This is a genomic window from Stenomitos frigidus ULC18 (genome assembly GCF_003003795.1).
Classification (GTDB): Bacteria; Cyanobacteriota; Cyanobacteriia; order Leptolyngbyales; family Leptolyngbyaceae; genus Stenomitos; species Stenomitos frigidus_A.
This window is the reverse complement of record NZ_PVWK01000015.1, coordinates 22,537-42,952: the sequence shown is the minus strand read 5'-3', so window position 1 is coordinate 42,952 and position 20,416 is coordinate 22,537. Positions and strand designations below refer to the sequence as shown.

Annotated in this window: 14 protein-coding genes; 5 read left to right on the top strand and 9 right to left on the bottom strand. The window is 51.8% G+C overall.

Annotation, left to right across the window (positions count from 1 at the left end):
- Window positions 1-100 precede the first annotated feature (100 nt).
- Together C7B82_RS03305 and C7B82_RS03300 are read left to right on the top strand one after the other, a co-directional pair.
- Entirely contained in the window at window positions 101-3,745 is a 3,645-nt protein-coding gene (locus C7B82_RS03305; RefSeq protein ID WP_106254889.1) for a CHASE4 domain-containing protein, read from the top strand.
- A gap of 125 nt (window positions 3,746-3,870) precedes the next feature.
- Window positions 3,871-4,119 carry a hypothetical protein gene (locus C7B82_RS03300; protein WP_106254888.1) on the top strand — a complete coding sequence of 83 codons (249 nt, stop codon included), beginning with the start codon at window positions 3,871-3,873 and terminating at the stop codon, window positions 4,117-4,119.
- Between the two features lie 676 nt (window positions 4,120-4,795).
- On the opposite strand, the gene C7B82_RS03295 is transcribed toward C7B82_RS03300, so the two are convergent.
- The 3 genes from C7B82_RS03295 to pstB all read right to left on the bottom strand — a co-directional run bounded on the left by C7B82_RS03295 (window position 4,796) and on the right by pstB (window position 8,422).
- The gene (locus C7B82_RS03295) at window positions 4,796-6,358 is read right to left on the bottom strand and encodes a pyruvate kinase (RefSeq protein WP_106254887.1); all 1,563 of its coding nucleotides are present in this window, start codon (window positions 6,356-6,358) and stop codon (window positions 4,796-4,798) included.
- Window positions 6,359-6,470: 112 nt separating this feature from the next.
- Window positions 6,471-7,511, bottom strand: coding sequence for a CHAD domain-containing protein (locus tag C7B82_RS03290; RefSeq protein ID WP_106254886.1), 1,041 nt, complete (start codon window positions 7,509-7,511; stop codon window positions 6,471-6,473).
- Window positions 7,512-7,603: 92 nt separating this feature from the next.
- Window positions 7,604-8,422, bottom strand: a complete 819-nt coding sequence (gene pstB, locus C7B82_RS03285) for a phosphate ABC transporter ATP-binding protein PstB (RefSeq protein WP_106254885.1) — start codon at window positions 8,420-8,422, stop codon at window positions 7,604-7,606.
- A 342-nt stretch (window positions 8,423-8,764) separates the two neighbouring features.
- Between pstB and C7B82_RS03280 the strand changes: the two genes are divergently transcribed.
- Window positions 8,765-9,754 (top strand): PstS family phosphate ABC transporter substrate-binding protein, encoded by a 990-nt coding sequence (locus C7B82_RS03280; RefSeq protein WP_106254884.1) that lies wholly within the window; start codon window positions 8,765-8,767, stop codon window positions 9,752-9,754.
- Here the strand turns inward: C7B82_RS03280 and C7B82_RS03275 are convergent.
- Together C7B82_RS03275 and C7B82_RS03270 are read right to left on the bottom strand one after the other, a co-directional pair.
- Entirely contained in the window at window positions 9,732-10,061 is a 330-nt protein-coding gene (locus tag C7B82_RS03275) for a CBM20 domain-containing protein (protein ID WP_106254883.1), read from the bottom strand. The genes C7B82_RS03280 and C7B82_RS03275 overlap by 23 nt on opposite strands.
- 422 nt (window positions 10,062-10,483) lie before the next feature.
- Window positions 10,484-12,487: an NAD-binding protein gene (locus C7B82_RS03270; protein WP_106254896.1), complete on the bottom strand. Its 2,004-nt coding sequence runs from the start codon at window positions 12,485-12,487 to the stop codon at window positions 10,484-10,486.
- 331 nt (window positions 12,488-12,818) lie between these two features.
- Here C7B82_RS03270 and C7B82_RS03265 point away from each other — a divergent pair, with 331 nt between their 5' ends.
- Complete coding sequence (locus C7B82_RS03265) at window positions 12,819-13,172, top strand: hypothetical protein (protein ID WP_146141035.1); 354 nt, start codon at window positions 12,819-12,821, stop codon at window positions 13,170-13,172.
- Between the two features lie 19 nt (window positions 13,173-13,191).
- On the opposite strand, the gene C7B82_RS03260 is transcribed toward C7B82_RS03265, so the two are convergent.
- The 3 genes from C7B82_RS03260 to C7B82_RS03250 all read right to left on the bottom strand — a co-directional run bounded on the left by C7B82_RS03260 (window position 13,192) and on the right by C7B82_RS03250 (window position 16,822).
- A complete protein-coding gene (locus tag C7B82_RS03260; RefSeq protein WP_181357329.1) occupies window positions 13,192-13,719 on the bottom strand; it encodes an EF-hand domain-containing protein in 528 nt (175 codons plus the stop codon).
- Window positions 13,720-14,451: 732 nt separating this feature from the next.
- Window positions 14,452-16,314, bottom strand: a complete 1,863-nt coding sequence (locus tag C7B82_RS03255; protein WP_106254880.1) for an alkaline phosphatase family protein — start codon at window positions 16,312-16,314, stop codon at window positions 14,452-14,454.
- Window positions 16,315-16,411: 97 nt separating this feature from the next.
- Entirely contained in the window at window positions 16,412-16,822 is a 411-nt protein-coding gene (locus C7B82_RS03250) for a nuclease A inhibitor family protein (RefSeq protein WP_181357328.1), read from the bottom strand.
- A 147-nt stretch (window positions 16,823-16,969) separates the two neighbouring features.
- Between C7B82_RS03250 and C7B82_RS03245 the strand changes: the two genes are divergently transcribed.
- Window positions 16,970-17,845, top strand: a complete 876-nt coding sequence (locus C7B82_RS03245) for a DNA/RNA non-specific endonuclease (RefSeq protein WP_106254878.1) — start codon at window positions 16,970-16,972, stop codon at window positions 17,843-17,845.
- A 572-nt stretch (window positions 17,846-18,417) separates the two neighbouring features.
- On the opposite strand, the gene C7B82_RS03240 is transcribed toward C7B82_RS03245, so the two are convergent.
- Window positions 18,418-20,373 carry a thiamine pyrophosphate-binding protein gene (locus C7B82_RS03240; RefSeq protein ID WP_106254877.1) on the bottom strand — a complete coding sequence of 652 codons (1,956 nt, stop codon included), beginning with the start codon at window positions 20,371-20,373 and terminating at the stop codon, window positions 18,418-18,420.
- Window positions 20,374-20,416 lie beyond the last annotated feature (43 nt).

Here is a 20,416-nt window from a genome sequence, read left to right as displayed (position 1 = left end):
CAGAAGGTCTTGGGGCTATTTTGAGTTTAAGTACATCCGTTGGCGCAACCGCAGCGATTGTATGTAATCATACCATCAGTGAAAAACGAGTGGATGTCTTATGACGCTGCGACAGCGCATACTCTTGATTATTGGCCTCACAGCAGTAGCCCTGAATTTGGTCTCGTATGCGATCGCCTCCACGCTGCTGCTGAACAACGCCCGGCAAGCCGAAGAACAAGACACCCGTAAACAGATCAACAGCGTTTTGAGCGTCTTCAAGCAATCGCTAGCGCAGTTCAACCGAAATTTTTCCGATTGGGCGATTTGGGATGATGCTTATACCTTTGTAAAAGATGGAAACCCTGAGTTTATTCGCTCCAACTTGATTGAGGCTCAATTGGAAACGAATGAAATCAATTTCATCGCCTTCATTCAGCCCTCTGGTCGCATTGTTTTTGGTACTGGCTTTGACCTCGCGACCAAACACAAAACACCCATTCCCAAAAGTTTACAGCGTCATCTCGTACCCGGCGATCGACTGCTGCAACATCCCGCTTTGACGAGCACCATCTCTGGTGTGGTGTCTCTGCCAGAAGGTGCCATGATGATTGTGTCTCGCCCCATCCTGACGAGTGAGGGAGGTGGTCCCATTCGCGGCACGCTCTTAGTGGGGCGCTACCTGGATCAGGATGAAGTGAATCGACTCGCAAAACTGATCCGCTTGCCGCTCTCCATCCAACCGGTTGAAACTGCACAGTTGCCAGCTCGTTTACAATCCTGGCAACAGGCTCCAATCGCAGAGACTGCTGCCGTTGCGGTGCATCCCTTAAGCGACGCGACGATCGCCGGCTATGCGCTGCTGAACGATATCTATGGCAAACCCGCGATTGTGCTCAAAACCGAAAGCGATCGTACGATCTACCAGCAAGGGCAGGTAACCCTCCGGTTTTTGAGTGGGTCTATTTTAGGCATTGGGCTTGTTCTTTGCGTAGTCACGCTGCTGTTGCTAGAGCGATTGGCCTTATCCCGGTTGGCAAAGCTTAGTACTGAAGTGAGCGCCATCAGCCGCGACAACCTTTCAAGTCGCGTCTCCGAACTGGGACACGATGAACTGTCCGATCTGGCGGTTCGCATCAACACGATGCTGGCAGACCTGGAAGCTTACGAACAAAGACGCCAACAGGCGGTGGCAGCGCTACAGCAAAGTGAAAGCAAGTTTCGCAACCTGTTTGAAAACTCTCAAGTAGGAATTTTTCGGACCCGCATGGAAGACGGCTTGATTTTAGATACCAATCAGCAGTTCATTGCCATGACTGGTTATAAACCCTCAGACTTAATCATGCAAAAGCGGACAACTGATTTTTATGTGCATCCTGAGGATCGGGTACGGGCACGGGCACAGTTGTATGAGAGTGGCGCACTGCATAACTTTGAAGCCCAATTTTTGAAGCGAGATGGCTCTAAATTTTGGGGGTTACTCTCTGCCCGTCTCGATCAGGCATTTGGTTGTGTCGATGGGGTGATTGCTGATATTAGCGATCGCAAACGCATTGAAGACGAACTGCATGGGTTATTCGCCGCCATGCCAGATGTCATTCTGGTGTTTGACCACACGGGTCGTTGCCTGAAACTAGTGGCAACGAACCCTCAATTACTGGTGAAACCCAGTGAAGAACAGGTCAACCGCACCGTTTACGATGTTCACCCACCCGAACTGGCAGCTTTGCATCACCGCACCATTCAGCAGGTCTTGGCAACGCAGCAACCGCTGACCAACGTCGAGTACAGCTTAACCATCGCTGATCAGCTCATGTGGACGTCTGCCAGCGTTTCACCGCTGTCCGAAAATACTGTTCTCTGGGTGGCGCGCGATATTACGGAACTCAAGCAGGCAGAAGCGGCGTTACGCCAGAGCGAAGCCACCAATCGCGCCCTGATTGACGCCATGCCTGATTTGCTGTTTCGGATTCAACGCGACGGAACCTATTTGGATGTACTCAGCAACGATCGCCTCAAAGTGTTTAGCGCACTGCAACTGGCGGTTGGCACTACGGTCTATGATTCTTTACCGCTCGAGCTTGCTGAGCGGCGTTTGCATTATATGCAACAAGCCCTAGAAACCAGAGAACTCCAAATCTATGAACAACAGCTCATCATTGAAGGCGAGCCGCTAGATGAAGAGGTGCGAATTGTGCCCACACTGGATGATGAAGTGCTCGTGATTGTGCGCGATATTACCGATCGCAAACATGCAGAAGCAGCCCTCCGCAGCAGTGTTGCCGCCGCAGAAGCAGCCAACCGCTCCAAGAGCGTGTTTCTGGCAAACATGAGCCATGAATTACGTACGCCGCTCAATGTCATCCTGGGCTTCAGCCAGTTATTGTTGCGCGGTGGAGACCTCAATGCGCAACAGCAAGAATACCTGGATATCATCAATCGGGGTGGTGAACATTTGCTGACGCTCATTAACGATGTGCTGGAAATGTCCAAAATTGAGGCGGGCAGAGTGAGTCTCAACCCGACGGATCTGGACTTCTACGGGCTGCTCAACTGGCTCTACCAGATGTTTCAGATGAAAGCCCAGGCAAAAGGTTTGCAACTGTTGCTGGAGCAGACACCTGATCTGCCCCAATTCATTCACGCCGATGAAAGTAAGCTGCGTCAGGTGTTAGTGAATCTCGTTGGCAATGCGGTGAAATTCACCCAGGATGGCGCGATCGCCCTGCGCGTCAAGCTGGCAGAAGCCGCACACGAAACCAAGGAAGAGCACCCCCATCCTCCTAACTTTTCTACCCATCCTCCTTCCACAACCCTTCTGTTCGAAGTTGAGGACACGGGACCTGGCATTGCTTCAGCCGATCTTCCCCGTCTGTTTCAGCCGTTTGTGCAGACAGACAGTGGAAAACAGTCCCAGGAGGGTACAGGGTTGGGACTGGCGATTAGCCAGAAGTTTGTCAACTTGATGGGCGGCGAAATTACCGTTAGCAGTACCGTTGGTATGGGTACAACGTTCCGTTTTACAGTTCAAACCGCGATCGTGAATAACCCAGCCCAACTGGCAACCGCTCCCCGTCCTACAGTCGTTGGCTTGGCTCCGGATCAGCCCACCTACCGGATTCTAGCCGTAGATGACAAAGCCGAAAATCGCCAGATTTTACAGACGTTGCTGACCTCTGTGGGGTTTGAGGTGCGGGAGGCTGTGAATGGGTTAGAGGCGATCGCGGTCTGGGAAAGCTGGCAACCCCATCTGATCTGGATGGATATTCGGATGCCGGTGCTGGATGGCTACGAAGCAACTAAACGCATTAAAGCGGCCAGAGATCGACTCAGCTATCCATCTCCCATCATTATTGCCCTCACGGGTAGCGTTTTTGAAGAAGATCGGAAAATAGCGTTGGCAGCGGGATGCAGCGATTTTGTCCGCAAACCCTTTCAGACGGAGATCATTTTTGACAAGATGGCAGAATTTTTGGGTGTCTGCTATGTCTATGCCGAGACAGAAACAGACAAAAAGATCACTGAGGTAAGCCAGTCATACCTCAGCGATCATTCACCCGTGACCCCTTTGACAACGGCGGATCTGGCGGTCATGCCCCTAGATTGGTTAGATCAATTGCACCAAGCCGCTAGTCGCGCAAACACCAAACGCCTGCTCACCCTCATTGAGCAAATTCCGTCTTCAAACGCTCACATGGCAACAACTTTAACCCACATGGTAGAGGAGTTTTGCTTTGAAGAAATTTTGGCGCTGCTGAACCATTGATCCCAATGATGCTCTCAACGTGATGACAGCAAAGAACCCCAGAGTGCCTGTTGGAGCCGGATTGCCCGTGGGCAGCATCCGACTCCAACAGGCACACAAACTTATTGGGTGAGAATGGGTGTAATATGCTGCCTGAAGGGATTTCTAGCCCTTTGGAAAGTCTGGAATCATGGGCGATCGGGTGTAATAGCGCTCCCATCGCGGATTTGAGTCAGCCAGAGACCAGAAATATGACCCAGGAGGAGGGGATTGCTTACATCAAACAGGTGTTGAACCAGGTTAAAGCCAGACGACAGGTCGAAACAGCGCAGAAACGTCAACGCTTCGCGGGACCAGACCAACTGGCACTCCCCTTTGACCAGGAAACGCCGTAAGCTCTGGTAGCACTGCAGCTGCAACGCTGTCACTCCAGCGCGCGCTCACGCTCTTGCTGCGCTTGGTGCGGCTCAGCTTCTACCAGTTTCGCCTCTCCAGGTGGAGCTGTCAGAGCGTCGTGGTTAATTGCCCCGCGCAGCAGAAGTGCTGATTCTGAGCCTCTCTTCGATAGATTGGACCAGCGCGCGCATTTGAACAGAAACCTACGGTTTCGGCTGAAAGCTTTGTTCTATAGGGCTTTCATTTCCCATAAAGGGAGCAGCTAGAAGAACGACCGTTTTCTTTGCGCCGAGCTTTTAGCCGCTATGAGGTCTTAATCAGCACAAGAAAACTCATCAAGCAAGCAAAATCAGTTTACAGGGTCAGTTCTAAGTTTCCTGACACATTGAAACCGTAACTTTCTGCATGGATGCGCCCGCTAGTCCATATACGGGCAAAAAAGTGCAACATGAGCTGAAAAGCCTTATCTAGATTGAGTTGCAGAGCATCTGTCGCAGTGAGGCTCAGTATCGGGACTGCTGCGGGAGCGGCAGCAGTGCTGATTTACAAGCAACAGATACTTGCTTCTTCCAAACTCCCTCCAGACAATGCTTCTAGCCATCTGGCACCTTTTTGCCTTTATCTCGGCTCAACCCCTCCCTACGTTCTGCGCGCTTTAACGATGGATGACACGCCTTACCAAGAGTGGAGTGCCCGCAATTGGGGCGTTTTTTTCGATTGGTGGGCTTCCATGCGCGTGAGCACATCATCCAGAATGGTGATCGCTTCGGCAATAAACGGGCCTTTATTCAACATCACACATTCCGCACGTTCAGCCATCGCGGCATCGGTCATCTCACCCCGTGAAGGGGCACCATTTTTCACCAGACTTTCGAGCACCTGAGTGGCCCAGATCACGGGCACATGCGCTGCCTCACACAGCCAGAGAATTTCTTCCTGGATCTCGGTTAAGCGCTGGTAGCCAATTTCAACGGCCAAGTCGCCCCTTGCAATCATGACCCCAAACGCCTGCTTGCCCGCTGCATGAATGATGAGTTCAGGTAGGTTGCTGACGGCGATCGCCGTTTCAATCTTGGCCACGATCTCTGGGAGGGGTCTTCCCTCAGAGCGTTGAGCCAATTCCTGCTGCAATCGCTCAATATCCGCACGTCGTTGTACAAACGAGTAGCCAATGATATCCGCATGCCTCGCCACAAAGTCTAAGTCGTGTAAATCTTTTTCGGTGAGCGGACTCAGCGGTAAAACCGTATGGGGAAAATTCAACCCCTTTTCAGGACGAAGTTTGACCCCTTTAGGGCTGGCGTGCGTCACCTGTAGCAAGAGTCCTGATCGCCCATCGGGCAGGGAATGCTGAGTCTCCACTACGCGCGTCCGAATTTTGCCATCGTCGATATACACAGGGGTGTCAACCGTCAGCAACGCGAGAATTTCGGGAACTGTGCAGCAGGTTTGGAACTGGTCTACAGGCGATGGAATCGCTTCATCGGAGGCCGCGTTACTTTCAGGTTCAAGCTGGCACTGGGACAGTAGAATCTGATCGCCTCGAAAGACCCGTTTTTTCCCCAGGGGTGCCAGCACAGTCCCCGTGCGGATTTTGGGACCCGCTAAGTCCATCATGATTTTGCAGGGTGTTCCGGTCTCCTGGGCTGCTCGATGAACCTGGTCAATCATGCCCTGCCAGCTTTCGGGAGTATCGTGAGCACAGTTAATCCGGACACAGTTCGCCCCGCGTTGCACCATGGCTCGCACCATGTCGTAGTCAGTGGCAGCTTCCGTCGGTAACGTCACCATAATCCTGACGCGACGCTGGGCTGGGGGGTGACCAAACAAGGCTTCCGTGTGCTGTTGGAGTAACCGATCGCCTTCAAAAAAAGACTCAATTGGCGGATGGTTGCAAGGTTGGGCAGACTCAGCGCCACAAATCAGTGCCAGCGTGGCAATCACCGCATCCAGATTGGGCATCACGCGGGCTTCGATACGTCCCAAGGAAGACAAGCCCCAGGGCATCAGTGCCGCCTGAAGCTCACGTAGATCGTGCCGACGGAGCGCGAGATACTCCGCTAAATTCAAGGCACTCGACAGAAAATCGGCTCGCTGAATGTGCGATCGCCATTGCTCAAACATCGATTGGCCTTCGCCTTCAATCGTCTGGCGAAGCGCTTGTAGCGTGGATAGCAAGACATGGGGATCAGCAAGATTCAGCGGATCAACTGGCTTTTCTGACGTTGAGCTAAGCATAAAAGGCCCCTTGTATTGAAATTTTTCTCTCGAAGATAAAGCGCTGTAGAATGTCCAAACCATCTACTTGCAAACCAAAAACATCTGCTTGCAAACCGATTGCAGGCAGTATTTAGGGTCTTGTTGTGGCTGGTTTATTGCTTCTAATGCTCTTTTTGCGGCTTTGGGGCGATGAAGGCACTGGCACGGTTGGGTTGGTGAGCAACGATCGCACCGATTCACGAAAGTCTGGCGCAAGATAACGTTGCTGAAGCGGTTGCCAATGTTGCCAAAAGGCCACTGCATTCTGCTGCATCACTTGATCGATGGTCGGTAACACATCTGCCAGATCCGCTTTGAGAGCAGATTCTAAAAACTGACGCAGCACCACCTGATCTTGAAGCTGACCCAGAATATCCTGGATTGATTTAAACTCTTCAATTCTTTGGAGATAGGACGCATCATAAAAAGCAGAGAAAAATTCTGCCTGATAACGAACGCCTTTCATCTGCTTACACAAGCCGTGTAGGAGATCACCAAACGTGTGCAATTGTTGATTCAAAGCCTCTGCATTTTCGATGGGTATGAGCGTTACAGCGCCCCCTTGAACCGTTGCTCCCACGAGCCAACCTGGATGGAAAAACAGTTGGCAGACCAGGGGCAATAGTAGATCGGGCAAAATTTGCACGATGGATACAGCGCTCATTGGGGTATAAACAGGATGGTCTATCCAGGCTTGTATGGACTGCTTTAGTGCTTGATAGCGAGCGCCGTGCAGCGTTTTTTTCAAATGCGAAAAGCTCTCGCTACGGGTTTGGCGTAACTGCTTGAGAACCTCATCAAGCGTTGACTGTTCCGATTTTTGCAACAACGGCTGATAGTGAGTTTTTAGCTCTTGCTGCAACACATCTAAATCGCGTGTTTCTCCCAATCCTTTAGCCATTTTCCCAATCGATGCATCACGAATTGTTTTGGGCAGTACGATCGCGGTGTGAAAGACTTGAACGGCTATTCTCAAGCGTCGCATGCCAACTCGCATCTGATGCAACGGCTCAGGATTCTTATCTTTGAGAACAGCGTCTTCTTGTTCGACAAATTTCTGAAAATTTTGACTAATGATTTGATAACCATACTCACCGAGCTTGATCGAAGCATCAAATGCCTGAGTCTTCATGAAACCACACCTACATTACTACTTCGACAACCTATCAACCAATCTTGAAGGTTAAGACGATCGTGCTTTTTTTGGCTTAAAGATTCGTTCTATTAGCCAAAGCGACCTTCGACATATTGCCGGGTGATCTCATTCTGCGGATGATCAAAAATGACATGCGTATGGTCATACTCTACTAATTCACCTGTACGGCTACCCTCCTGCATCTCAAGATTAAAAAAGGCGGCCATATCCGATATCCGTGCAGCTTGATGCATGTTATGAGTCACAATCACAATGGTGTGCTGCTGCTTGAGATCGATCATCAATTCTTCAATTAGTCGGGTTGCCAATGGATCGAGAGCCGAACAAGGTTCGTCCATCAAAATGACTTCTGGATTGGCAGCGAGTGCTCTCGCAATACACAGCCGTTGTTGCTGTCCGCCAGAAAGATCAAGGGCACTCTCCTGAAGCTTATCTTTGACCTCATCCCACAAATAGGCTCGCCGGAGCGCTTGTTCAACATGCTCATCTAAAAGCCCCTCAAACAGTTGAATTCGAGGGGCAAAGGAAACATTTTCATAAATCGATTTCGGGAAAGGATTTGGACGCTGGAACACCATGCCAATGCAGGCACGAAGCGCGATCGGGTCAATCTCTGGATGGTAAATATCGGTATTTTGAAAGAACACCTGTCCCTCTAGACGGGTTCCTGGAATAAGATCATTCAGACGATTAAAGCAGCGCAATAATGAGCTTTTACCACAACCAGAAGGACCAATAAACGCCGTGATGGTATTTTTATAAATCGGCAAATCAATCTGACGTAGCGCTAAAAATTTGCCATAGTACAGTGCTTTCAGTCGGGCGTGCAAAACGATATCGGATTCATTGGCGAAGGTTGATGTATGTGCTGGAGAATCTGCCAGCATAAATACGCTCCTACAACTGTGTTAAATACAGATTTCGATCCTCGAACAAAACCGCTCCATCTGAGATTGAAGAGTAAAAGTATGAGGAACTTGTGAGGATGATTTCCAGTTCAGTTTTGGCACCCCTCTGAGTTCACATAGCCAGCACGAATCTCCCGTTGCTCGCTGATCAAAGGTAACGAAAAAGCAAGATTCCTGTAACGAATTGCATGGCTTTTAGCCTTTTCCTCTGCCAAACACAACAGAAGAATTAAGATCGAGAGATTAACAGAATATTATCTTTGGGTTTAGCGAGGTTTAACGAATATGCTGTTATGCCACAAGTCTTTACGCCAAAACGTCATGCTACTTTTTGTCTCAGGGACGCTGAGTTTAACCGCAGGCTGTACGATAAACAGTCAAGCCAGTCAGAATTCTGTGCAAATCGATGGCTCCTCTACGGTCTATCCCATTACTCAATTAGCAGTCACGAAATTTAACACGGGCGAATTAAGCCATGTGAGCATGACGGTTCGGCAAGCGGGTACAGAAGCTGGTTTTAAGTCGTTCTGTGCTGGTGAAACCGCCATCAATGACGCTTCTCGGCCAATCTTGCTGAGGGAGATCGATGCGTGCAAACAAAATAATGTGAGATACGTTGAACTGCCGATTGCGTTTGATGCGCTGACCGTTGTGGTCAATGCGAAAAACCAGTGGGCCAACGACATCACGACTGCAGAGCTTAAAAAACTGTGGGATCCTGCGGCAGAGGGCAAAATCAAAACCTGGAATCAAATTCGGGCTGGCTGGCCCAACCAACCCATCCATCTCTATGGACCAGACAAAAACTCTGGAACGATTGATTATTTTGCGCTCGCTCTGGGGCTTCCAGAACATGGCATTCGTTCTGATTACATCGGCGACGCAGATGCTCGCGTGCTCGCTCGAAAAGTTGGCGATGATCCTGCGGCACTTGGATACTTCGGGTATGGCGCTTACCGAACCAACACCAATCATCTAAAGCCACTTGCTATCGATAGCGGCAAAGGAGCCGTGTTGCCGTCTGTCGAAACGGTCAACAATACACGCTATCAACCCTTTTCTCGGCCTCTTCTCCTCTATGTCAATATTCAGTCTGCCCAGGTCAACCCAAACGTGAAAGCGTTTGTTGAGTATTACCTCGGTCACACCGAAGAACTTGTCAAGGAAGCGGACTATTTCCCCCTGCCTGAGGGCGCTTATCACATGAATTCGGTGCATTTTTATGATGCTAAAGCTGGCACTGTCTTTGCGGGTGCACCACAGCCTGGGATGACAATTCCGCAATTGCTCAGAAAACAAGCCATCTTTTAGCGATGATGGGGCTGGGTAGCGGTTTCGCTTCAAGGGGCACCCAACGGTTTACACCGAACGCCTCCCATGCCACTCTGCCGTTCAAACAAACGCGCACATACTTGTATGCCACACGGCGATCGCTACGTGGCATAGCTTCATCGTCATTGAGTTCAATGTCAACCCACCAGAGTGGATAGTCAGCAGCGTTCGTGTGTAACCGAACACCTTGCACCACATCCCATAAACCCATCTCGGAAATGGAGCCAACCAGAACAATTGCTTCACCTGGTTGAGTCACGGCACGAATCTGGAATCGCACATACATACTTTTTTCACAAATGACGATACCAGACAGACGTTATTCAATAGGAGCAAGGAGAAAGCACAAATAGCACTGACTGGCATTGGGTTGCTTAGCGTGCCTTGTGTTTGATTGAACCACGCTTACTCCTGAGACCAACGTGATTGAGCAAACACCAGGCTTTGGCAATATCAAGCTCAGGCGTTGCTTAAGCATCAACAGCAGCTGTGTACCCAAACCGTTAAAGTCTATCCATGTTCGGTAGACGCATTGCTGCATAGCGGGATGAATCAGGCAAGGACAGAAACTCGAGTCGTTACCTTTGTTTGCTCCCAGGCTTTACCGAACTGATGTTGTCTACGATGCCAACGTCCTGGTTGCTGCCTGCTTGAGGCAACGCGAAAGCTCCTGTTACCGCTCCTCTCAGCATCAACCAACGACTCCACTCAATCATCGGCTGCAACTAAGTGCCCGATGACCCGCACTTTGCTGAGTTCTCGGACAAGGCGGAGCGCCTGGTGCTTGTAAAGCGGATAGGGGAGCGTTTGCGGCAGTTGATCCATGACAGTTCGAGCCGTACCGATCGCGCAGCCAGAAATACGAGCGAGCGTGGTTGCGCCTTCAAAGACGGCACCTGGAACGATGGCTTTCTCTACATGCACAAGCCAGGAGCGTTTCAGCGTCTTTTCCTGTTCGACCCGTTGTAGCCCTTCAATGGTGGCTAGAACGACTAAGCGATCGCCAATGTGCAGGCGTACATCATCCGACGGCGTGACTTTCGCAAACTGGTGGCCGTCCTTCTGGTGGAACAGGGGTACAACCCCGTAGCCATAGGCAATTTCTGCCAGCAGGCGGCCATTGAGGGTATCCCCAGCTTCAATGTGATACTCAGTGACCAGGATAGTGCGCTCGTTGAGGTGGAAGAGATGCAAAATATTTTCGCCAAACGCCGCTCCGACAAACGCTTCTGCGGCTAGAGCGTCAGTCCCTAACACTCGAGCCTCCGGCAGCAACCGCGCAATATTGTCCCCAAAACGTGGATCCGCCGCACGAATGACCAACTGACAGCGAGGATTGGCCATTCTTGCCATCAGCCCCAGTTCCAGATTGACCACTTCATCGTCAGTGACCACCACCACACTCTTGGCTGTAGCCAGGTTAACCCGCTTCAGCGCCTCTCTCATCGTGCCAGCCACAAAGGGCATTTGGGGCAAACGCTCTGGGTCTAGGGGCACTGCTCCAATGCCAACCAGGGGCTGCTTCAGGGTCTGTATGAGGTTGGCAACCTGCTGTCCCATCTGGTCGAGGCCAATCAGCACCACATGATTGGCTTTGGGTACAGGGGGACGCCGCCGCATGAATTGAAACCGCGCCGCTAAAATCCATTCCGTCAGCGTGGCATAGAGAATACCAATAAAAACAGTGCTGGCAACTGTCATCGTGACGCTGAAGAGATACAGCCACCAGGGAATCGGGAAGGACAGTTTCAACCCACCGCCAAACAGATTGTCAAAGCCACCTAAAACCAACACTAAAGCAAGATTGAGCGCATCCAAAAGACTTGCATCCGGATAGGTCAGCTTGTAGAGTGCTGTGCCTCCCAGAAATAAGCCGAGCATGATCGCGCTGGAAAGGATGCCTGCCCGTTGAGTCTGGTTGCTGTCTTGCCAGACGCTCTGTAAGGTGCGCTTGAGGTTGCGCCATCTGAGGGTAGGCGCGATCGTCCGCCAAAGCGGTTGCGTGCGACCAGTAGACGGCATCGATTCACTGGCAAGCCTTTCGGTCGCTTCGATGTAGGTCAGGATATCCCCCTCTTGCACTCTAGCCTCCGGGTCCCATTGGTAAAACGCATCCTGTAAGGGCGCATGGCCGCAGGTATGGCTTAAGACTTGCCGGGAGGCCGTGTTGAGTTCATAAAGTTGACGGCAGCCGCACCAACGATGACTGGGCGACATCGTTTCCTTCACCACCCGCAGCAAATAGCCCTCAAAGTTGAAAAAGCCCTGATTGGCATCGCCTAACGCTGCCAGAGCAAACGCAGCGGCGGGAAGCTGGGTGTCCTCATAGGCGACAAAGTTTCCGAGATGCTCGCTCAGTAAAGCATTCAAATTTTCCTGCGCCGATCGCAGGACAAGTCGCACGTTAGGGTTGAGCGATCGCGCGGCAAACGCAGCGGCAACATTCACCCGCTCGTCGTTTGTGACGAGCAAAATAGCCCGACACTCACGGATCTTTGCCTGTTCCAGGATCTCCACTTGACGGCAATCACCAATCACCACCGCATCCAACCGTTCGCGCAGTTTTGGCAGCTCCCAGTGCTGCGCCTCCACCTGATCAATGCCGCTGACTTTGACCCCAAATTCTTTGAGCAACACCGCGCAATACTGACCGAGTCTACCAAGACCACAAACCAGAAAAGCGCTTGCAGCAGCCGTTTCATTCTCTGCCATCACCATGAGGCTCCTTACTGCGATCGTGGTTCTTGGGGGCAAACGGATGCTATGGGCACGTATGGCATTGAGGCGAGAGCAGGCGAGCGCCACTGTTTAAGCACCATCAGTTTTGCCTTGCCGAAGTTGTGGTAGCACACCCGTTTTTTGGGAACCCTATGAAGACTCAAGCGACCTTGATAAATTTTGTGTGTTTTTGACAAAGGTTCCTGTGCGCAGTTCCCTTATAGAGGAAGAGAATTGAGAAGCTGTTTCGCTTCAATCTCGTTTCATGAAGGGTTGAACGCGACTGAAGTAATGCTTAAATTGCCCCTACTAGCATGAATAGATTATGTCAAAGACAACCGATATGAAAGTCAGTCTCCTGTTACCCCCTGCTTTATTAAAAGCGGCAAAACTCAAGGCTACTCAAGATGAAAAAACTTTAGAAGATTGGCTTCTGAGCCTTATTCGAGAGAACGTACAAGATGATCAGCCAGTGGCATTAACGGCCTTAGACTGGGGACGGATAGACAGTCGCATTGATCAGAGAATCGTCTTTTTAGAAAGACAGGTAGAAGCTTTAGCAGACAAGGTTACTTTTTTGCTCCGTGAACAACCCTCGCTACAAACTTCAAAGCGAAAGAATCTAGAGAATGACAGTACCTTTGATCGAGCATTAACACCCCTGGCAAAGACAAACTGAATCCAACGAGCAAAGGCGCTTAAATGGGTCCAAACATATAATTCCCAGCTTGTTCAGGCTCATTGCTGTAGAGAAACACTTGAAACGTAGACAGCACTTCCTCCTTGCTTAAAACTCCGTCTCCATCTCGATCAATCCTGGCAAACGTTTCGTCAACGTAGATGACTGGCAGATTGTAAACCCGAAACAGGGCCGTCCATTCGCCTTTGTCTAACTGCCCGCTTTCATCAGCATCGACCACATAAAAGACGGCTTCAGTCAAAAGCTTTAGCTCTTCCTGGTAGGTTTTATCGTTGAGCACAATGTTGTAATAGGCAAACCACTCTTCTAAACTCACACAGCTATCTTTTGCATGATGTAATTTTTGTTTGATCGCAGCACGCATCCGATTCCATTGCAGCAAGAGATATTGGCTGAGATTGTTTTCGTAAGCTGGCGTACCTGGCTTCCATCCCCGTAAGGCCGCAAGACGTTGAGCCAACTGCTCAAAATCAGCAAGCTTTAAGACCCCAAGATTCTGTGCGTCATACATGGAAAATAGCTTCATCAACTTCCGTTTTTGAAATGCGGTTAGCATATTAACATCATTGTGATTTGGGCTACATGAGCCAGAGTTTTGCAAAGAGAAAGCATTAACAAATAAAGCGTTTAGGCACCCTATCTACTCAAAATATAACGACGATTTCTATAGTTTTAAACTAATCGGATTTTATAATATTCTCGAATCTTTCAGGGATAGCTTAAGAAGACTTCACCTGTCATTGGGTCTTGATAGGATTGGTCTTTTAGCAAGTGCTGTTATGAGTCTGGACAAGGAAATGATGGAGTGACGGAACCTACCGAGCTTTGAGCTGTAGAGGAAAGCAAGGATGTCTTAAAGGGCGGGATTGCACCCATGTAACCGAACGTCTATGAAAGGCGATCGATGCCTAATACAGGCGATCGATAATGCCAACGAACAGCATCGTTTGAGTGTCCGATGAGACAGCTTGCAAGTGTCCTAGGCGCTGCTCTATTAGATGTCCTCAAGCCGTAACGACCCTCGACGTTCTCGTTTGCCGTCATGGTGCCTTTGGCGGTAGCTGCTCAAACCGTAGATGGCGGACGGGGTAAAGTGCTTTCAGGTCGGCGCGATCATGTCCCAATCGCTGGGGTAAAGGTCACGTTGCCTCGGACTCCCTCACCCCCTGGTCACTGAACCATCATTCACCCAGCGATTGATGTAGCGGGGTAAATGACGGGTGGTGAAAGCGGGATATGGTGTCTGGAGTACGGTTCACTAAAGCCCGATCGTCCGCCCCTTGAAGCCAGCCACGTCAAAGTAGCGTGTTCGTCCTACCGTCTGGTATTTGAGGAGCGTCTGTAAGCCATTAGCGGCGGGTTTAGACTCCCAGATCTCAGCCTTTGCTGCCACCGTTGCGGGTCCATTAACCAGGGCTTCGCTCAGCACACGACCAACCAACTTGCCTTTCGTGGCTAATTTCAAGTGCAGCAAGTTTGCCAAGGTTAAAGGCACATCGGCATTCCCAACCGGAGCCTGATCAACAAACCCTTGCTTGAAGTCAGGCCTGATCGCGGTCATGAGGTTGAAGGTGTCGGCGCGACTAAAGCTGCCGTGCATCCCCTGCCCTTGCTGCAAGGGCGTATCCGAGACGACTGCACCGCAGGCCGTCGGAGTGCCGCAACCCGTATCAAAGGACTTGAAGTTCACCACGATCGCAGGGGTAGGAGTCCGAGCGGCACCGCGTAAGTTAATCGCACTGAAGGGGAGGCTACCGGGTGGCTGTCCCAGGGCGTCGTTGACAAACAGCCCGCTCACATAATCTTGCTGCACCAGAAAAGCGACAATTTTGGCTGCCAGCGCTTTGCGGTTAGAGGACTCTGGTAGATAGATTAAATCAGAGCCACCATTCGCGGCCACGACGACGGTTGGTGGCTTTGTCTTGGTCTGACCCAGCAGACCGTTTTTCGTGAACTTACCCCGCTTCGGATCAACCGCTGCATTTTGCTTGTCTGGGTCCGTCAACGGCTGCTTGAGACCCTGCGCCAGGTCGATCGCGAGGAACCCTGGTGGCAGAAACCCAGATGGCACATCAGGATAGGACAGTGAGGCGGCGTAGCTCTGTTGGCTTTGCTTGCTGATCGTCGAAAAGCCGTGGTCAGCCGTGACAAACAGGTTCGTGGTTGCCTCCAGACCGAGATCCTTGAGGGCAGTGCGGATCTGGGTCAGGTTTTTGTCCATATTCTGCCGAGCGGCTTTAGCAGTGGGGCCATCAATCCCTGGTGTCAGGGAGTTAAGGCTATCGCCCTGGTTGTGCTGCGTGCCATCGGGATCGCGCGACCAGCAGACGAGTACAAACGGCTTCTGCCGTTGCTTAAAGAGAGGCAGGATGACTTTGGTGATCACATCGGCAAAGTACTGCTGCTGCTCTGTATTCGGCACTTTGGCACCGGGTGAGGTGCTATTACCAGGTTTCCCGTTGTCTCCCCGTGACGGTGCAGAGAGCGGTAGGTTGTTTTGTTGCAGTAGGGTTTTGAACTCGGCACTCAAGGGGATTTCGGTCTCCGAGCCAGTGGCATCATCCACAATGAGAGTGGCATTTCCAGTTTGTTGCGTGACATCTTGAATCAGGGTGGGACCCACCTTACCGACCGCCGCAGTGCTCAGTCCGGCATCCCTGGCAGCGGCTAAAAGGCTCTGCTCATTGAGAAAGTTCTGCCCAAACCTGGCATTGATCTGCCGGATGACGGCATTATTTTCCAGGAAGGGCACCGGACTGCTGTTCGCACTCTGCACCGGAAAGCCGACGTTGATCGTGTTGCTGAAATCGCCCGTATCGCCCAGATAATGCCCGGTTGCGATCGCAGATGCATTGGCAGTGGTGAAGGTAGGAAACAGCGAATGGCTGTTGACGAAGTTGACTCCCTGCTCGCGAATCGCTTCCAGGGTTGGGGTATCGGTGGCATTCACTGCCGTTGGTCGTAACCCATCCGTGACGAAAACGACCACGTTGTGTACCTGATTCGCCTGCTGGGGTGGCTGGGGCGGTTGCTGGCAGGCGACCACCACCAGTAAGGTTGCTAGCGTGGACAGCAAGATGGTGCGAAACGCTCTGGGGAGTCTGGGCAGGTAGTGCAGCATGAGGATTCCTGGTAGACCTTGCTATTGATTGAATCACGCCGACTCCTCACCCCAACGTGATTTGGCAAACACCAAGAAATTGTGACAAAGATATTGGCTAGGTCTCTGATGCTTGGGTTGCCAAGCCCACCAGTTCTCCCTCTGGTGTCCGACCGACAACATAGATGTCCAGCGTCACTTCACCCACCTGGTAAACGGTCAGGTCACTGAGGTGCTGTTTGAGTAAGGCGACTAACTCACGATACCGAGCCGCGATCGCTTTCTCTTCTTCCCCAAACCAGTCCTGGTCTTCCGTGGCTCCAGCAAAGAAATCATCTACCGCCAGCGCTTTCACGAGGGCATTAGGTGGCTGCTTGGTCAGTTGCAGTAAGGCTTCAGTGGTCAGCGGCGTGTCTGCTGGATACGACCAATGCTTTACTTGAAAGGGTGCATCCATCTCGCTTAGCCACAGCAAGCCTGCGGTCGCCGCTTGCAGTTGGGTCAAAAGATCGGCTGATTGTGGGTTCATACGCATTTAAGGCTTAAGCGTTACCAAAGCATCAACGGCGGTAGCGTATCCAAGACTCAAAGGTTGCCACTGTTTAGTAGATTACCTGGGAATTTGCTCCTAGAGGTATAAAATGCGGCTACAAGCCATCAGCAGGAGTCACGTCCCATGCAGCAGCGCAGTCAGTTAAACCAACCGTTTCGTCAATGGCAATGGGTCGGCGTGCTTTCGTCCCTACTGGTGATCACTTCTGGCACCGTTTCCCAGGCACGCAACTATGGCAGTGTGCAGTTGCTCATGGGCACGCCCAGCAGCTCTCCCGATGGCACGAACCGCGATGATTACTTGTTAATTAAGCGCCAGTATGCCACGTCCTATAACAACAGCAAGGGGACGCCCAACTGGGTCAGCTGGCAATTGAATGCCTCCTGGTTAGGTCCAGTCGATCGTTGCAGTGGGTTTAGTCCTGATCCAACCCTGCCTGCTGACTTTAAGCGGGTGGTCACGACAGACTACACCGGGAGCGGCTTTAGTCGTGGACACATGACCCGTTCGGGTGATCGCACTGCCAATACGACAGACAACTGCGCCACCTTCTACACGACGAACATTGTGCCCCAGACCCAGGACAACAATGAAGGGCCGTGGTTAGAGCTAGAAAACCTGTCTAGAGAACTGGCGATCGCGGGCAAAGAGCTTTACATCATTGCGGGACCATTGGGCGAGGGTGGCAAAGGTCTCAAAGGACCGATGACTAAAATTGGCAAAAATGAAGTCGCGGTTCCAGAAAGGCTTTGGAAAATTGTGGTTGTGCTCGACAAGCCAGGGTTAGGCGTGCGGGGTGTGACTAAAACAACGCGCGTGATTGCAGTGAATATGCCGAACATCACGGGCATTAAGAATAAGCACTATACGGAATACCTGACAACCGTAGCTGACCTGGAAAAGCTTACGGGCTATAACTTTCTCTCCGATGTACCGACGGAGATTCAGGCGGTCATTGAGGCCAAAACAGACACCACTGAGACCAAAACAGACCCCTAATACGCTGTCCGATGAGGGTTCTAGAGCTTTGGAAAGTGGGCAATCACTCGCGATCGGGTGTAATAGCCTTCCCTTAGGGGATTTGAGCCAGACAGAGACCAGAAAGATGACCCAGGCGGAAGGGATCGCTTATATCAAACAGGTCTTAAACCAGGTTAAAGCCAGGTTAAAGCCAGACGCCAGGTCGAAACAGCGCAAAAACGTCAACGCTTGGCGGCACAAGACCAGTTGGCTCTCCCGTTTGACCAGGAAACGCCGTAAGCCCTGATAGCATTACGATTGCGGCTGCGATTGTGGCTTTTCAGCCTCTACCGGCTTCACCACTCCCGGTGGAGCTGTCAAAGTGTCGTGGTTAATTGCCCCGCGCAACAGAAGGGCCACGAAGATGAGTAGAAGTGATCAATCACGCTCTGCCTCAACACGCTTGCAGCGATTTTTGTGCATCAGCTTTGACTAAAATAGGCAAGATCACAGTCTGAAGCAACTGTGGGGGAAAGGTTTCAAGCGATGTGGTACTTCATGGACAGGAACGGTGTCATGCCTCATTCTCTGGTTCGAATCGCGAGTCACCGTTAAATTAGTTCTGGGTCAGCGATGATTTCGACGATCACGGGACCCTTGTAGGCGAGAGCCTGAGCGATCGCGTCATCGAGAGCAGCCTTTTGTGTCACTCGAAGGCCAAAGCCACCGCAAATCTCAGCATAGTTCGAGAAGTTTGGATTGTGCAGTGATGTTTGCCACACCTCCCATTCGCCTGCCCGCTGCTCTTTGCTAATTTTACCGAGTTGGCTGTTGTTGAGCAGAATGTGGGCGATGTTCATGTCATACTTCACAGCCGTGTTGAAGTCGCCCATGTACTGACCAAAGCCGCCGTCACCGGAGACTGAGACGATCGGGCGCTCGTGCCCTGCGGCAGCCCAGGCTCCCATTGCACCTGGAAACCCAAACCCGATCGACCCCAGATAGCCAGACATCAACACAGACTGGGCTTCGCACTCAAAATAGCGACCAAAGGAGTAGGTGTTGTTGCCTACATCTACAGAAATGACCGCATTGCCTGGGATCTGGCGCGTCATGGCGGCGAAGATGCTGGCGGAGTTAACGCCATTGCCCCGGTCATCGGCTTCCCGACGCTGCTTTTCGGCACGCCAAAGGGCCCAGCGCTCCGCCACCTCGGCGCGTTGATCGGTTGTTTGGGTTTTACCTTCGAGTGCCACCTTCAATTGCTCTACGACGATGCTAATTTCGCCCCAGACGGGCACCGTAACGGGATGGAATTTACCCAGTGCCAATGGATCAAAATCAACCTGGATGATCGGTTTACCGGGGTAGATGCCGGTATGGTTTGAGAACGAGGCACCAAAGACTAAGAGCAGGTCGGCTTCGTTCATAAACCAACTGGCGATCGGCGTGCCACTGCGACCCAGCACGCCACAACCGAGGGGATGGCGATCGGAAATCTGCCCTTTGCCCTTAAAGGTAGTCAAAACGGGGGCATGGAGCCGTTCTGCCAGTGCAATGACCGCAGGCATATTGAACCGCGCCCCATGGCCGACGATGATCACCGGACGCTTGGCTTGCTTGAGGTGCTCCACAGCACTCGCCAGAGAATCCGGGGGTGGCGCGATTTGCAGCGGGGTGATGCGACCGGTCGGATTGGAGGCTTTGGCCTTTTCTGCGGCAGGCTGGGTTTGGATCTCATCCGGGAAGATCAGGTGCGAGACATCGCGTTCCAGCAGGGCGTGTTTGATGGCAAGCGTCATCAACTCGGCATGCTGGCTGTGGCTGAGAACGGTGCTACTCCAAGCAGCAACGCCGCTGAAGGCAGCGGCTAGATCGCACTCCTGGAAGTTGCCAGTGCCCAGTACCTGAGAGTTCACCTGACCCGTGAGCGCCAGAATTGGAGCGCGATCGACCTTGGCATCCCACAGACCCGTGAGCAGATTGGTGGCACCGGGACCAGCGATCGTGAGGCAGGCAGCAGGCTTACCTGTGAGCTTGGCATAGGCAGACGCAGCAAAGGCACCCGCGCCCTCGTGGCGAATGCCGATAAAGGTCAATTTTCCCTGCTGTTCCTGTCGTCGCAAGGCATCGGCTAAGCCCAAGTTAGAGTGACCGACCATGCCAAACACATGGGTAATGCCCCAGTTCACCATGGTCTCTGCCATCACGTCGGTAATGGTGCGAAGGTGAGGCGCTTCGTCAGGAAGTTCAACGTAGATGCCATCGGTCCGCACTTCCACTGGAAAGGTTTCGAGGGCATCATCCACCGCCAGGTTTCCAGGCGGCTTTCCAGTGAGCGGACAATAGTCCCAGCCATGCCAGGGACAGCGCAACAGTCCGTTTTCAATCGCGCCTTCGCCGAGCGGACCACCTTGATGGGGGCAGCGGTTATCGAGCGCTCCATACTGATCGTGATAGTGGGTCAGCGCCAGACTTTTATGTCCGGCAACGACGGTTTTCACCCGTCCTTCGGGGAGTTCATCCAAAGCTGCAACTCGAAACCATTGAGTGGAGGGTGCGGTCATGGGGAGATCCTCGCGCGAGTAGGCTGACAATTTCTACGACAAC

Bases quoted from the DNA above. Each gene is read 5' to 3' on its own strand.
- C7B82_RS03260 (WP_181357329.1), bottom strand. From the start codon at position 13,719: ATGAAGCTATTTTCCATGTATGACGCACAGAATCTTGGGGTCTTAAAG.
- pstB (WP_106254885.1), bottom strand. From the start codon at position 8,422: ATGCTGGCAGATTCTCCAGCACATACATCAACCTTCGCCAATGAATCC.
- C7B82_RS03300 (WP_106254888.1), top strand. From the start codon at position 3,871: ATGCTGCCTGAAGGGATTTCTAGCCCTTTGGAAAGTCTGGAATCATGG.
- C7B82_RS03275 (WP_106254883.1), bottom strand. From the start codon at position 10,061: ATGTATGTGCGATTCCAGATTCGTGCCGTGACTCAACCAGGTGAAGCA.
- C7B82_RS03295 (WP_106254887.1), bottom strand. From the start codon at position 6,358: ATGCTTAGCTCAACGTCAGAAAAGCCAGTTGATCCGCTGAATCTTGCT.
- C7B82_RS03280 (WP_106254884.1), top strand. From the start codon at position 8,765: ATGCTACTTTTTGTCTCAGGGACGCTGAGTTTAACCGCAGGCTGTACG.
- C7B82_RS03290 (WP_106254886.1), bottom strand. From the start codon at position 7,511: ATGAAGACTCAGGCATTTGATGCTTCGATCAAGCTCGGTGAGTATGGT.
- C7B82_RS03305 (WP_106254889.1), top strand. From the start codon at position 101: ATGACGCTGCGACAGCGCATACTCTTGATTATTGGCCTCACAGCAGTA.
- C7B82_RS03265 (WP_146141035.1), top strand. From the start codon at position 12,819: ATGTCAAAGACAACCGATATGAAAGTCAGTCTCCTGTTACCCCCTGCT.
- C7B82_RS03245 (WP_106254878.1), top strand. From the start codon at position 16,970: ATGCAGCAGCGCAGTCAGTTAAACCAACCGTTTCGTCAATGGCAATGG.
- C7B82_RS03255 (WP_106254880.1), bottom strand. From the start codon at position 16,314: ATGCTGCACTACCTGCCCAGACTCCCCAGAGCGTTTCGCACCATCTTG.
- C7B82_RS03270 (WP_106254896.1), bottom strand. From the start codon at position 12,487: ATGGCAGAGAATGAAACGGCTGCTGCAAGCGCTTTTCTGGTTTGTGGT.
- C7B82_RS03250 (WP_181357328.1), bottom strand. From the start codon at position 16,822: ATGAACCCACAATCAGCCGATCTTTTGACCCAACTGCAAGCGGCGACC.
- C7B82_RS03240 (WP_106254877.1), bottom strand. From the start codon at position 20,373: ATGACCGCACCCTCCACTCAATGGTTTCGAGTTGCAGCTTTGGATGAA.